Genomic DNA, 13,970 nt, shown 5'->3' with positions numbered 1-13,970 from the left:
GAAGAGCGAGAGACAAGAGATAAATTATTAGCTGAGGGCTAATAGGGAGATTATTGGGCTGGGAGCCAATAGGTAGATTATTAGCTGAGTGCTAATAGGTAAGAGCAAAGAGCAGGAGCAAAAGACGAGAGCAAAAGATAAGAGCAAAAGATAAGAGCAAAAGATAAGAGCAAAAGATAAGAGCAAAAGATAAGGGTAGAGAAAAGAGAAAAGAGCAGGGAAGGGGGGGAAGAGCAAAGATAGGAGACAAGGGTAGATATAAGTGATAGAGGAATTTGGGGAGTATATATTGATAAAGTGTTAAAATGGTGTAGCTATTGTATAGCAGATATTGTAAAATTAATAAACTAATTGGATATTTTTTGTTGTATAAATAATTAACAAATGATAAAATATTATTGCTAAATAGAATGTAGTAAATATTATGGATTATTTGAAGAAGTAAATAGGAATTGAGATTATAGCATTTAATAATAATTAATAAGCAAGCACCTGTACTAGCTTATGTAAAGGTGTTCAAGCGGTTGGTAAAAGGTAAATATTAATGGTCAGAGACCAAAAAAAGGGGGATTTTTTTATGATAAGAATTCTTGTAACTGATGGTATGGAGCAGTCAGCGATAAAGGAGCTCCGTGAGTCAGGCTTCGAAGTGGTGGAGCAGTTTTATGATGCTGCTGAGCTTGGGAATAAGCTTAAGGAGTTTGATGTGCTTATAGTGCGCTCTGCTACTAAGGTTAGAGAGGCTATAATAAATGAGGCTTTAGGCGGAAAGCTTAAGCTGATAATAAGAGGTGGCGTTGGTGTTGATAACATAGATGTAGCTTATGCTGAAAGTAAGGGCATTGCTGTAAGAAATACTCCTAATGCCAGCAGTGCTGCTGTAGCTGAGTTAGCTTTAGGACATATGTTTGCTCTTGCAAGATTTATTCACATCGCTAATGTTACTATGAGAGAAGGAAAGTGGGACAAGAAGAAGTACGAAGGTATTGAGCTTGGCAGAAAGACTTTAGGAATCATAGGTATGGGAAGGATTGGTCGTGAGCTAGCTATTAGAGCAAAGGCTTTAGGAATGAAGGTTCTTTATACCAGAAGAAGAGGTCCATCAGAAGAATATAATGAATTTGAATATAGCACCATGGAAGAGCTTTTAGCTGCTTCTGACTTTGTATCAGTTCATACTCCTTTTGATAAGAATTCCGGCACCCTCATTGGTGAAAAGGAGCTTGCAATGATGAAGGATGGAGCTTATTTAATTAACTGCTCCAGAGGTAAGGTTGTATCAGAGGAAGCCCTTTTAGCAGCTTTAAATAGTGGCAAGCTATCAGGAGCTGGTATAGATGTATTTGAAGAGGAGCCTACAAAGAACATTGAGCTTATAAGCCATCCTAAGGTAAGTGCTACTCCTCATATAGGAGCATCCAGTATAGAGGCACAGGAAAGAATAGGGGAAGAAATAGTTACTATTATTAAGGGATTTTTTAATTAGCATATAAAGAAGAGTACAAGGGGGATAAACAATGGCTATTATAAAGGCTTTTAGAGCTATAAGGCCTGCGGAAGAATTTGCTGAAAAGGTTGCAGCACTTCCATATGATGTTATGAATAGTGAGGAAGCAAGAGAAATGGTTAAGGATAATCCTTACTCCTTCCTTCACGTTGATAAGGCTGAAATAGACTTAGGTAGGGGAATTAATATTTATGATAAGGTTGTTTATGAAACAGCTAGTGGTAATTTGAATAAGATGATAGAGGATGGGGTTTTGAAGGAAGAAGAGAAGCCTTGTTACTATGCTTATAGACAGATTATGAATGGGAGAGCTCAAACAGGAATTGTTGTTTGTACTTCTATTGATGACTATATGAATAATATAATTAAGAAGCATGAATTTACAAGAGCTGATAAGGAGCAGGACAGAATCAACCATGTGGATTACTGTAATGCCAATACTGGTCCAATATTCTTGACCTACAGAAATAATGAAAGAATATCTGAGATAGTAAATGAAAGCACTGAAGGTAAGCCTGTATATGATTTCGTTGCAGAAGACGGAATAGCGCATATAGTTTGGCTAATTGAAGATGAGGCTTTAATAAACGAGCTCACTGAGCTGTTTAAGGGCATAGATTATTTATACATTGCCGATGGACATCATAGAGCAGCATCTGCTGTAAAGGTAGGCATGAAGAGAAGAGAAGAAAATCCAAGCTACACGGGAGAGGAAGAGTTTAATTACTTCTTATCTGTATTGTTCCCTGATAACGAGCTTTATATCATGGATTATAACCGTGTAGTTAAGGATTTAAATGGATATACTGAAGAGGAATACATGGATAAGCTTAATGAAAGCTTTGATGTGGAGGAATACAAGGGACAAGGACAATATCGTCCTGAAGCAAAGCATACCTACGGAATGTATTTAGAGGGAAAATGGTATGTGCTGAAGGCAAAAGAAGGAACCTTTAAGGAAGAGGATCCGGTGGAAAGACTCGATGTTTCTATACTCCAAAAGAATCTCTTAGCTCCTGTGTTAGGAATAGAAGATCCTAGAACGGATAAGAGGATAGATTTTATAGGAGGAATTAGAGGACTTGAGGAATTAGAAAGAAGAGTTAAGGAAGGCATGAAGGTAGCTTTCTCCATGTATCCAACAACTATCGAGGAATTAATGGACATAGCAGACGCAGGGCAGGTAATGCCTCCCAAGTCCACCTGGTTTGAGCCAAAGCTTAGAAGTGGGTTGTTTATACACAAGCTAATATAATTAAAAAAAGGACTGCTGACACATAAAAATGTCAGCAGTCCTTTGAAAATTATACAGCTATTTTTAGTCTCCTATTTCTCTTTTGGGACTATATGTACCGCTATTATTTTCGTTATTTTTATTATTATCTGTTCCACTGTTAGAGGTACTACTGCTGGAGTCACCTCCTGAGCCCATGTTATTCATTGCCTGCATTGGGTCTGGAGCCATTTCAGCACTTTTTTTAGTCATGGGATGATCCTTGGCTGCTGGTGCATTTTGAAGCTTTTTCTCAAATTTTTCAAGGCTGCGTTTAGCAAAGTCTCTTCCTCCCACACCAAAGGCTATGGCAAAGGCGACGGATAAGGCTCCTAGGATCATCATAAAGGCTGTATTAACTACAACCATAGCTATTCCTAGTTGATTTAAGGTCATAAAAATTGCAAAGAAAACTATTATCCATTTTGCTGTCATGGCTGTGATACTGCTTACATTGGTATATTTAGTTATAAGTCCCTCTGCCCATACTCCTAAGAATATCCCTACTCCTAAGATTATTATTGCTGCTATTATATGAGGAAGATAGCCAATTAGTGCTAGACCAACAGTGTTTAATACCCTCAGGTTAATTACGCTGAGGCCTTCTACAGCAAAGAGGAGGATTATTATAAACTGTACTATCCCACCAATTATTTTAGATGGTGAATATTGTGATGAGTTATTTTTATTACTTAACCCTATTTTTTCATAAAGGGAGTCAAGGCCAAGGCCTGATAAAAGGTTGCTCACAAAGTTTCCTACAAGCTTTGCTGCGTAGATCCCTATTATTATAATTACTGCTGCAGCAAAAATTCTAGGTATAGCACTGAGGATAATATTTAACATTAGGATTGCTGGTCTTGAAATAGCTGTGATATTAAGAACCTCGAGGGCAGATATAATTATCGGTATCCAGATAAGTATGAAAACTATATTGGCTATGAGCTGTGAAAAAGAGGTAGAATCATTCATCTGTTCAATTCCTGCTTTTTGTTGAAGCTCATCTACCTTAAGCTTTTTAAGAACCGCTGCCAAAAGGCTTCTAATAATCCTAGCTACAAAAGAGCCTACTACGACAATTATAACTGCTCCTAATAGATTTGGAAGGAAGCCTAAGAACTTCGATGCCATTTGAGAAAAAGGCTGTGATACGCTGCTCAGGGTTAGGGAATCTAGCACCCCTGGAAGAAATAGTATGAAAACTATCCAGAATACAAGCCTTCCTATAGAATTTAGCATATCCTGAGGGTTGTTATTTTGTGAAAGGCCCCATTTATCAAATAATTTTGTAAGGCCTATTTTTTTGCCTCCATTTACCACAATAGCCTTAGCTATTAATGCTACTACTAAAGCTAGAAGGAGAAGAAGTATTGCAGAAACAAACCTTGGGAATCCCACGTAGAATCCATCGGTAAGACCAAAAAAGTTTCGCACTATAATGTTACCTCCTATAAAATAAAATTTGCTTCTTTACATATTTCTTATATAGAAGCAGTTAACAATAGTATGTGCATTTTTATGAAATTAATAGCAGTAATTATAGTGATTTTCATTTATATAAATATAAAAAGAAGCTATAAGACTATTGCATTAGTCTATAGCTTCTTTTTTGTTTATAAGATTCCAACATAGCTCTTATCTGTATTTAATATGTGGTCTGTAATCCAGTTATATACAAGCTCCATAAGCTCTGCTATGCTCTCATCCTGGGAATAGTCTAAGCTTTTAAGGTCAATGGAGTTGATTTTTGCTTTAAAAGCCTCGTGCTCTAGCTTATGAGCAAAAAAGCCCTTGCACTTCTTTTCGACCATACGCTCTTCTTCGTAATTAAAATGATATATAGTGTAATCTCTCAAATCTGAGATGATTCCTATTATTTTATCATATTTATCAGTCCTAAAATCATCCTTTAATAGATTATAGGCTTCATTAGAAATCCTAAAAAGCTCCTTATGCTGATTATCAATATCTTCAATTCCTGTATTATACTCTTCCTTCCAAAGAAACATTATATCCACTCCTATTAAATTATTAGCCTATATAAGTATCGGATGGATGGGGAGGTTATTAATAGGCTTATGGCTATACTTTCATGATATAATATTATTAACAAGTGCCTTTTGAAGGGGACTGCTAAACGGACGATATAGTGAGAGCAAAAAGACATGATGGTTAGATTAATTAATATGTAAGGGGGGAGAGGAAGAACAACCCATGAGGATAGAAATTGCAAGCAGAAAAAGTATAGAGAGTCGTGCACAACTACCATTTATGGCTAGCACGGCACTTATCAGTTGCTTTGATCATGAGCTAGAACCGGTGAACCTTGAGAATTTGCCAGAATATATGCTACAGCTTCAATTTAATGATGTGGGCATAGAAGATTTTATGGATTTTGATAATAGCATTCCCGAGGGAGAAGAATTTTCTCGCCTTACCCAGTCCTATCATATGATAACTGAAGATCAGGCAAAGCAGCTTGCAGAGTTTTATCAAGGTATAAAAGACAAAGCTGAGCTATTAATCTGTCAGTGCGAGCATGGAGAGTCTCGGAGCACTGCTATAGCTGCTGCTATAACTCAGTATGAAAGTGGACAAGGGATTGAATATTTCATTGAGGACAGGTATTTCCCTAACAAAACGGTTTATAAGGCTGTATATTCAGCCTTGAAAAGTATATAAATGTTAAGGAGGTAGTTATGGGAATCGATTGGAACGGTGATGGGAAGCATGATTGGAAGGATGATGCCTTCTTCCACAATGTGATAAACAGTGACGCTTCAAAGGATGAGTCAACTGGGGGTGGCTTTTCAAATAATAGAAATATAAGACCTCAGAAGCAGAGTGCCTCAAAATGGGAACCAAGCCAGCTAGGATGTGTTGTGGCGGTGATAGCAGTATTTCTTATTATAGCTGCTCTATTCATGGGCTATGGAAACATTATACCTGATCTACTTGGCTTTGCTTTTATTGCATTTTTAATTGCCAATTGGCTTGATAGTTAGCACTGGCATATAAAATATAAAGGTACCAGCCCCTTATTCAATAGAGAAGGGGCTGGTACCTAATGTTTTTTTACAAACTATATATCCATATCCACCAACCATAACCGATGTAATAATATCCTCTTGGCTTTCTATATTAACAACGATTTGTGATATGTTCTGTAAGTTGTGTCCTTGTTCAAAAGTATATCTTTTCTGCTTTAAACCGTACTTAAAAAGATAACAAGCCAAAGCGCAGTTTGAGGTTCCTGTGGCCGATTCTTCATCAATTCCGTAGAGAGGTGCGAAGTTTCTGCAGAGGGCTGTTATCTCTCCTGTACCTGTAAGGGAAAAGGCATGGAGACCAACAACATTTTTATCCTTGCTTATTTTAGCTATAAAGTTAAGGTTCGCAATTGCCTCTTTTAAATTATTTATATTATCGATAGGAACTAAAATATCCCTTAAACCAGTTGAAACAATCTGAATAGGAAGCTTAGTTGAAATAATATCTAGGTCAAAGCATGAGCTTAAATCAGCTTTTTCCAAGGTTTCATAGAATTGAGGCTTATTTTGCTCCATAAAAATCATACCATCAGTGTCCAGCATGATTTTTAGTATTCCTGCCTTTGTTTCGATTGTATAGCTTGACTTGCTTAGCCTATTTAAATGTCCCAATGTGACAAAGGCTGCAATAGTGGCATGACCACATAAGGGCACCTCTTCTGTAGGGGTAAAATACTCTATTTTATAATCTGCGTATTCAGAGGGAGATAAAAAAGCTGTTTCTGAATAACCAAGTTTCTTAGCCAGCTCCATTTTATCTTTTGCCTTTAAGTTATAATCCTCAAGGACTATCCCTGCTTTGTTACCACCACTATTATTTTTACTAAAAGCACTTGTAACATAAACCTCCACCATATATAAGCTCCTTTAGGTAATTTTGAGAGGGAATAGCTACTACTATTTTTTATAGATTTTCAAGGATTTTCTTCAATATAGTGGTGGAATTCTTCACTGCTATTGGAGTGAATTTTTCGAAGTCCATGTGTGCGCCATTATTGGCATTATCAGAGATGGAACGTATAATTACAAAAGGTACCTGGTTAAGATAGCATACATGAGCTATGCTTCCACCCTCCATCTCACAGGCAAGGGCATTAAATTCACTGCTAAGCCATCTTATTTTATCTACATCAGCGATGAATTGATCTCCTGTGGCTATTCTTCCAATGAAGTTGTTTATATCCTCAATGCTTTCACAGGCTTTTTTAGCTACCTCAACTAGAGTCTTATCAGCCTTGAAGTCGAAAACCTCCATTCTTGGAATCTGTCCTACAGGATCTCCAAAGGCTGTAGTATCCATATCATGCTCCACTAAGGAGTCACCTATAACCACATCTCCAGGGTATATATCCTTACCAATTCCTCCAGCTACACCTACATTTATTATAGAAGCAGCCTTATATTCACTGACAAGAATCTGAGCGCATACAGCAGCATTTACCTTACCTATGCCGCAGACTACCGCCACAACCTCCTGTCCCCAGAGATTTCCTCTATGAAAAACCATCCCTGCTTTCTTCTCTTTCTCTTGAAGCTCTATGTCTTTTAAAAGAATATCTAGCTCTTCACTCATTGCTGCTATTATACCGATAATCATCCTTATTCCTCCGTTGATTTTTTTCTTAAGCTATATTATACCATAGCTTCTAAAAATTATTTTACATTATATTAAAGTCTATTTTATTTGTTTTGGGAAGAGTGATAAGCTTTAAATTTTGAGATAATTAATATTGAAATGGGAAAGCTATAGATAGAAGAAATTTTATTCCAGATAATGTTTTACATAGGCTTAGGTTTGTACTATAATATCTCTGTTAACAAAAGGATAAACGCTTAATAATAGGGGTTAAAGGAGAGTTTGTAAAATGCTTCAGCATTCATTATCAAGAACAGAGCTTCTCATTGGTTCTGAGGGCTTAAATAAACTTAAAGAAAGTAAGGTTGTAGTGCTAGGAATCGGGGGAGTAGGGAGCTTTACTGTAGAAGCTCTAGTACGAGCAGGTGTAGGGAATTTAGTGCTAGTAGATGATGACACAGTTTGCCTTACTAATTTAAATAGACAGATACATGCTACCTATAATACCATTGGTAAAAGTAAGGTAGAGGTTATGAAGGAGAGAGTGCTCTCTATAAATAAAAAATGTAATGTAACAACCTACCAGACCTTTATCACAAAGGATAATATCCCTGAGATAATAGCAGAGGATACAACCTATGTGGTAGATGCTATAGATACCATAACGGCTAAGCTGGACGTGGCAGTATACTGCCAGGATAAGGGGATCGCTCTTATGAGCTCCATGGGAACAGGTAATAAGTTTGACCCTACCCAGTTTAAGGTTACTGATATTTATAAGACTAAGGTTTGCCCTTTAGCTAAGGTTATGCGCTATGAGCTTAGAAAAAGAGGGGTAAAGTCACTTAAGGTGGTATATTCTGAAGAGGTTCCAACAAAGCCAAAGACAGAGGATATAGCTACCTGTAAGGATGGCTGCGTATGTACCGGAGGTACAAAGAAGTGTACTATCAGAAGACAGATTCCAGGAAGTATGTCCTTCGTTCCTCCTGTAGCAGGAATGATAATTGCGTCTCAGGTAGTAAGAGATATATTAGATAAATAATAACAAGCCTTCAAGAGAAGTTTAAAATCTTGAAGGCTTTTTTGTTTTTATGGAATGACAAGCCTCTTAATAAAGCTTTATTTCCACTATATAATCTTCTCCTGTGACACCTAGAACCACCCCTTTAAATATTTCTCTTAGGGTATTTTCTGCAGCTATTTGAGCCTGTTCTTGAAGCTCTAAGCTATAAAGCTTATTATTCATTCTTACTAAAACCTTCTGCCTTAAAAGACTGCTATCCTCTGCGGTTAAGGCTATTTCTCCAAAGCGAAGAAGCCCATTTTCTGTGCTTTCATAAAGGGTTTTTTCCTCCTGAATGAAGCATTCCTTTATAACAGGCTTAGATAATGTGAGAGTTATTCTTTTTTCGTAGGAATCTACGGTGAAAGCTTCTTTCTGAAGGTTAGAAAGGCTGATGGCAAAGGTGCCTAAGCCAAAGTATTCTATATTTTTGATTTTCTTAAATATTGTAAGGTCACCCCAGCTCTCGTCAATAGTCACCTTTTCTTTAAGCTCCACCTCTAAGACTATAAGCTCTCCTTTTTTCACTACTTCTTCTAATATAGATTCCTTAAGGTCAAAGGCGATTTTTTCATAGCTCTCCTCTGGATTTAATACCGCCGTTTCTGAAGGCTTGGAAAAAGAAGTGAGCTTGTAGCCTATTGTAAAGGCTCCTGCTCCCATCCCCAGGAATAATATTATAAAGGTTATTCGTTTTAGCTTTTTTAATAATGGATTAAGCATCTTCATTGACCTATCCTCAACAGTGTTATATCTATAAATTATATTTATATACTTTAAGGTATATTCCCTTAAATCCATTGCGCTTTTTTTTATAGGAGAGCATAATTATATTAACAAGAAATAATAATAGCTCAAGATTATTGAGCGGAAGGACGGAATGAAAAGAAAGGATAAAATTAAAGGGATAATAAGCTTAACAGTATTAGTTTTGGTTGCCTGGATAATGTTCTCTGGAAAAATATCTTATAGGCTAGAGAAAGATACTTTTCAGGTTGGCTCTTTCCTGTCAGGAAACTCTAAGGTAGGCATCCAGGATATAAAAGAGCTGGAGCTTAGGGAGGGCATTAAAACAGGAGAAAGGCTTCTTGGAATTTCTAGCTTTAGAATGTTAGGTGGAAGCTTTGCCAATGAAGAATTTGGTAAATACAAGCTGTATAAATACAAGGATTTAGATAAGGTTATAGTTATTTATACAGCTGATGGAGTAATAGTCTTTAATTTAGAAACAGAAGAAAAAACACAAAATATATTTAAGGAGCTCCAGGAAATAATAAAATAGATATTAATTAAGCAGTGAATGCTTAAAATAGAGGGGGATTTATTGTGCTGAAAATTACTAATCTAACTAAAAGCTACGGAAATAAAAAAGCTGTGGATGATCTTACTCTTCATATACAGCCAGGAGAAATTTATGGCTTTATTGGTCATAACGGTGCTGGCAAAACTACTACTATAAAGGCCTGCTGTGGAATACTGCAGTTTGATTCAGGAGAAATACTGGTAGATGGTATGTCCATTAAGGATGAGCCTTTAAAGTGTAAAAAGGAAATAGCTTATATACCGGATAATCCTGACCTATATGAATTTTTGTCTGGGATAAAATACTTGAATTTTGTTGCAGATATATATGGAGTTAGCAAAGGGGAAAGGGAAGAGAGGATTAAGAAATACTCTGATTTATTTGAGCTCACAGAGGATTTGGCTCAGCCCATCAGTGCCTATTCCCATGGAATGAAGCAGAAGCTTGCAGTTATAGCAGCTCTTATCCATAAACCAAAGCTCATAATAATGGATGAACCTTTTGTTGGTCTTGATCCTAAAGCTTCATTCAGCCTTAAAGAGCTTATGAGAGAGCTCTGTGCAGAGGGAGGAGCTATATTCTTCTCAACTCATGTGCTGGAGGTGGCAGAAAAGCTATGTCATAAGATAGCTATAATCAAAGATGGAAGGCTAGTTGTAGCAGGTCCCACTGAAGAGGTTAAGGGAAATACTTCTTTAGAGGATGTATTCCTAGAACTGGAGGATAAGAATGTTTAGGGCGTTATTAAAAACAAGATTCTTAGCCTTAAATAGCTATTTATTTAGAGGCTACAATAAAGGGAAAAAACACGGTCCCCTCTTTAAGTTAGGTATGGGAGCGCTAGTGATATATATAATTGGTGCTATGTTTTTATCATTTTCAATGCTTTTTGTTACTTTATGCAAACCTCTTATGAATATGGGATTAGAATGGCTTTATTTTGCTCTAGCAGGAATAGTAGCTGCTGCTTTATCCTTTATAGGCAGTGTTTTCGTTGCCCAAACACAGCTTTATGCTGCTAGGGATAATGATCTTCTTTTATCAATGCCAATACCAGCAAGGTTAATTCTAGCTAGTAGAATGGGCATGCTTCTGCTTCTTAATTATCTATATCAGACCTTTATCCTTATCCCTGCTGTGTGGATATATTTTGATGCTGCAGGAGCAGAGCCTTCAACCCTAATAATGTTTATACTTGTATCTTTGCTTCTACCCTTGATTCCATTAACCCTATCCTGCATAGTTGGCTGGATTATAGCTTTAATAGTAGAGAGGCTGAGAAATAAAAATATAATAACAATGATACTATCTCTGGGCTTTTTAGCAGCATATTTTATAGTGTTTAGTCAGATGAATAGATATATAACAGCATTGGTAGAAAAGGGAGCTGCAATTGGAGATGCTATTAAAAAGGTGGTATTTCCTGCCTACCACATGGGTTTAGCAATTACTGAGGGGAATGTACTGAGTCTAGTTATATTTGCTCTTTGTGCTATAGTTCCCTTTGCAGTAGTTTATATTATATTATCTAAAAGCTTTATAAGGATAGCAACCTCAAAAAGAGGTGCTAATAAAATTAAATACAAAGAAGAAGCGCTTAAAGTAAGCAGTGCTAGAGGAGCCCTCATAAAAAAGGAGCTTAGACATTTTGTTTCAAGCCCTATGTATATGCTGAACTCTGCTCTTGGAATAATCTTTATTCTAATACTTGCTGGCGGAGCAATAGTTAAAAGGGATATGATTTTTCAAGTATTAGAAATAGCACCTGAGTTTAGAAGCTTTACTGGACCATTGCTCTGCATTATTCTCTCGGCTCTTACGGCAACGAACTTTATTTCAGCACCATCAATTTCCCTGGAGGGAAAGAATTTGTGGATAGCTCAATCCCTTCCTGTAGATGGAGGAGAGGTTCTTATGTCTAAGGCTTATATGCATATGATAGTCTGCATACCTCCACTATTAATTACTTCAACCGTATGCAACGTCATATTTGATTTATCTCTAATTAGCAGGATATTCCTATACCTTTTACCTATAGCTGTAACAGCATTTACTGCTTTTTTAGGAGTAGTAATCAATTTAAAGTTCCCCAAGTTTGACTGGGTCAATGAAACGGTAGCTGTAAAGCAGGGAATAAGCTCACTCATTGCCATGTTTGGTTCCATGGCCTTTGTAGCTCTTCCAGTGATTATATATATAAAGTTTCTAGTGGATAGTCTAAGTGCAGATATATATCTAATCATATGTACAGGTGTATTTGCTCTTTTATCTCTAGGTCTTGTCAGATATCTGAAAACTAGAGGAAGAGAGATATTCATGCACTTATAGTAAAAAAACTTGTTCACTACACTTATAGAGAGTTAAGGATATAAATAATGTTAAATATGAAAATCCAGTAGAATAAAAGCTACTGGATTTTTAAATGACATAATATATCTGGATTGTGAATTAGTGTTTTAAAAAACGGTTAGGATAATACATCAATATAAAATATAAGTTATAATTAAAATATAGATTGTTATATTTATTAGGAGGTTATTATGATGAAAAAAATTATTGTTCTTTTATTAGCGCTATCACTTTCACTAGCATTTATAGGTTGTAATAATTCACAATCTAAAGTTAACTCTGACAATCAGGCTAAAACAACCGACAATACAGTTATAAATAAAACAGAACCCGAATCTGAACAACCTGATACTACCTCATCAGATATTGAATCATCAATTACACTAATAGAGCCAGAGATAGTAAATTTCTTAGAAAGTAATGGTATTGATACTTCTTTAATAATTGATGAAGTAAAATACATGACTATCTCAGACTATAAAGAAAGTGTATTTAAAAACACACTGGAGGATACTAATTTCGATTACTTTATTAGTGTAAGCTTCTCTACCACTGTTCAAAAGAATACACTAAAGCAGCTTACTCTTGGTGGTGTCGATAGGCCAATATTTCTTTATGATGCTGTAGGAGATAAAGAAGTAATCTTGTTTGGTAGAGCCTTCTATACATATAAATCGACCGATAAAGAAATAACACTAATTCCTGAGGGTTCTACTAAAGAAGTATTCAATAAAATTAACAACTGGAAGGACTATTTATTACAGAAATAATGTTTAATACTTATTTTTTTATGTGAGAAGAGCTCAAGTATTTATGTTATATTTTATATAGACAAATTTAAATTATCATTGACATTTAACTTGAGTAACTTTTCACATCTTTTTTTCTGCTTTCCTTTCTGTAGCTTTTTTAGAACTGAAACATCCAACAACCTCCATAGCATTAAATATACTATACATCATTGATTCTACACCTAAAAACGTTTATGGATATACAGTGCCTCTAATGGATTTTTTTTAAAAAGTATGATTATAATAGCATTTTATCAATAAAAGATTTAACTCAAATCTTCAATATTCATTTTATCCATATCTGTAGGACCTTTATTTTCTTTTGCTTTATTATTCCTTGTAACAAAGTAAGTAATAAATAGAAAGATTGATAATAGAGGTCCGTACCACGCTGTAAAAATTAAAGAAATACCGCAGAGTATAGGAAGTATTAATCCAGCAATAGGGTCTTTCATCTTTGCTAAAAAATACTCTACTATTACTAAAAGAACTGGGATTATAAGTAATAAAATAATAGAATTTATTGGAAATGAGTGCATTATTTTTCACCCTCCTTTTTAGATTTTTTATACTCAGAAATTAATACCTTAGCAGTATCCAGATCTATTTTTTCATCTAATACTAATTTTTTTATTAATGTTATATAAGGCTCATTTGTTGTATCATCGTTAATTTTAATCTTTTGAATTAATTTATCCAATCGCAATCTTACAGTAGGGTAGGTAACGCCGTAGAGTAAAGCTACTTCTTTTAATGATCCTGATGCTAAGACGAATTTTTTAATGAAATTAATATCTTCATTTTCTAGATTTTTAAGCCAATCCGGGAATATTTCTATGGACATGTTATCACCTTCTATAATATAAAGTTTTATCTAAATTATATGTTTAATATTATTAATATAATCTTTAACTTTATTAAAGTCAAGGAAAATATGGAATTAATGAAATAAAATAGAATAAACGCAACTATTTTAAAAAGAAAAACCGTACTTACGTCGTACGGTTTTTTATAAGTATTTCGTGATTTTATTGTTTGTACTCTAAAACGAATCC

16 protein-coding genes are annotated in these 13,970 nt (G+C 35.4%); 9 read left to right on the top strand and 7 right to left on the bottom strand.

The features are described 5' to 3' along the window. The first annotated feature begins 577 nt into the window (after positions 1-577). Both ACPWSR_RS05965 and ACPWSR_RS05960 read left to right on the top strand, forming a co-directional pair. Entirely contained in the window at positions 578-1,486 is a 909-nt protein-coding gene (locus ACPWSR_RS05965; RefSeq protein WP_426350785.1) for a D-2-hydroxyacid dehydrogenase, read from the top strand. A 31-nt stretch (positions 1,487-1,517) separates the two neighbouring features. After that, entirely contained in the window at positions 1,518-2,762 is a 1,245-nt protein-coding gene (locus tag ACPWSR_RS05960; RefSeq protein ID WP_426350784.1) for a DUF1015 domain-containing protein, read from the top strand. A 63-nt stretch (positions 2,763-2,825) separates the two neighbouring features. On the opposite strand, the gene ACPWSR_RS05955 is transcribed toward ACPWSR_RS05960, so the two are convergent. Next, positions 2,826-4,214, bottom strand: coding sequence for a mechanosensitive ion channel (locus ACPWSR_RS05955; protein WP_426350783.1), 1,389 nt, complete (start codon positions 4,212-4,214; stop codon positions 2,826-2,828). A 179-nt stretch (positions 4,215-4,393) separates the two neighbouring features. Then, positions 4,394-4,789 (bottom strand): bacteriohemerythrin, encoded by a 396-nt coding sequence (locus ACPWSR_RS05950; protein ID WP_426350782.1) that lies wholly within the window; start codon positions 4,787-4,789, stop codon positions 4,394-4,396. Between the two features lie 205 nt (positions 4,790-4,994). On the opposite strand from ACPWSR_RS05950, the gene ACPWSR_RS05945 reads away from it, so the two are divergent. Both ACPWSR_RS05945 and ACPWSR_RS05940 read left to right on the top strand, forming a co-directional pair. Continuing rightward, on the top strand, positions 4,995-5,462 hold the full coding sequence (locus tag ACPWSR_RS05945) for a hypothetical protein (RefSeq protein ID WP_426350781.1): 468 nt from the start codon (positions 4,995-4,997) through the stop codon (positions 5,460-5,462). Between the two features lie 17 nt (positions 5,463-5,479). Next, positions 5,480-5,785: a hypothetical protein gene (locus ACPWSR_RS05940; protein WP_426350780.1), complete on the top strand. Its 306-nt coding sequence runs from the start codon at positions 5,480-5,482 to the stop codon at positions 5,783-5,785. A gap of 33 nt (positions 5,786-5,818) precedes the next feature. Here the strand turns inward: ACPWSR_RS05940 and ACPWSR_RS05935 are convergent, their stop codons facing one another. Both ACPWSR_RS05935 and ACPWSR_RS05930 read right to left on the bottom strand, forming a co-directional pair. Beyond that, positions 5,819-6,685, bottom strand: a complete 867-nt coding sequence (locus tag ACPWSR_RS05935; protein ID WP_426350779.1) for a PhzF family phenazine biosynthesis protein — start codon at positions 6,683-6,685, stop codon at positions 5,819-5,821. Positions 6,686-6,734: 49 nt separating this feature from the next. After that, a complete protein-coding gene (locus ACPWSR_RS05930) occupies positions 6,735-7,427 on the bottom strand; it encodes a 5'-methylthioadenosine/adenosylhomocysteine nucleosidase (protein WP_426350778.1) in 693 nt (230 codons plus the stop codon). 268 nt (positions 7,428-7,695) lie between these two features. Between ACPWSR_RS05930 and ACPWSR_RS05925 the strand changes: the two genes are divergently transcribed. Beyond that, a complete protein-coding gene (locus ACPWSR_RS05925; protein WP_426350777.1) occupies positions 7,696-8,451 on the top strand; it encodes a tRNA threonylcarbamoyladenosine dehydratase in 756 nt (251 codons plus the stop codon). A 66-nt stretch (positions 8,452-8,517) separates the two neighbouring features. Here the strand turns inward: ACPWSR_RS05925 and ACPWSR_RS05920 are convergent, their stop codons facing one another. Then, on the bottom strand, positions 8,518-9,201 hold the full coding sequence (locus ACPWSR_RS05920; RefSeq protein WP_426350776.1) for a DUF4230 domain-containing protein: 684 nt from the start codon (positions 9,199-9,201) through the stop codon (positions 8,518-8,520). 151 nt (positions 9,202-9,352) lie between these two features. Here ACPWSR_RS05920 and ACPWSR_RS05915 point away from each other — a divergent pair, with 151 nt between their 5' ends. The 4 genes from ACPWSR_RS05915 to ACPWSR_RS05900 all read left to right on the top strand — a co-directional run bounded on the left by ACPWSR_RS05915 (position 9,353) and on the right by ACPWSR_RS05900 (position 12,894). Beyond that, complete coding sequence (locus ACPWSR_RS05915) at positions 9,353-9,754, top strand: PH domain-containing protein (protein ID WP_426350775.1); 402 nt, start codon at positions 9,353-9,355, stop codon at positions 9,752-9,754. A 44-nt stretch (positions 9,755-9,798) separates the two neighbouring features. Beyond that, positions 9,799-10,512 (top strand): ABC transporter ATP-binding protein, encoded by a 714-nt coding sequence (locus ACPWSR_RS05910; protein ID WP_426350774.1) that lies wholly within the window; start codon positions 9,799-9,801, stop codon positions 10,510-10,512. Further along, the gene (locus tag ACPWSR_RS05905) at positions 10,505-12,103 is read left to right on the top strand and encodes a putative ABC transporter permease subunit (protein WP_426350773.1); all 1,599 of its coding nucleotides are present in this window, start codon (positions 10,505-10,507) and stop codon (positions 12,101-12,103) included. Before ACPWSR_RS05910 ends, ACPWSR_RS05905 begins: the two co-directional genes overlap by 8 nt. Positions 12,104-12,315: 212 nt before the next feature. After that, on the top strand, positions 12,316-12,894 hold the full coding sequence (locus ACPWSR_RS05900) for a hypothetical protein (RefSeq protein ID WP_426350772.1): 579 nt from the start codon (positions 12,316-12,318) through the stop codon (positions 12,892-12,894). A 287-nt stretch (positions 12,895-13,181) separates the two neighbouring features. On the opposite strand, the gene ACPWSR_RS05895 is transcribed toward ACPWSR_RS05900, so the two are convergent. Next, complete coding sequence (locus tag ACPWSR_RS05895; RefSeq protein WP_426350771.1) at positions 13,182-13,454, bottom strand: hypothetical protein; 273 nt, start codon at positions 13,452-13,454, stop codon at positions 13,182-13,184. After that, positions 13,454-13,759: a DUF2089 family protein gene (locus ACPWSR_RS05890; protein ID WP_426350770.1), complete on the bottom strand. Its 306-nt coding sequence runs from the start codon at positions 13,757-13,759 to the stop codon at positions 13,454-13,456. The genes ACPWSR_RS05895 and ACPWSR_RS05890 overlap by 1 nt, the downstream gene beginning before the upstream one ends. Positions 13,760-13,970 lie beyond the last annotated feature (211 nt).

It is taken from the genome of Alloiococcus sp. CFN-8, from assembly GCF_049943125.1.
Classification (GTDB): Bacteria; Bacillota; Clostridia; order Clostridiales; family Clostridiaceae; genus JAEXZL01.
Note: the sequence above shows the minus strand (reverse complement) of the source record. Positions and strands in the feature narration are given on the sequence as shown.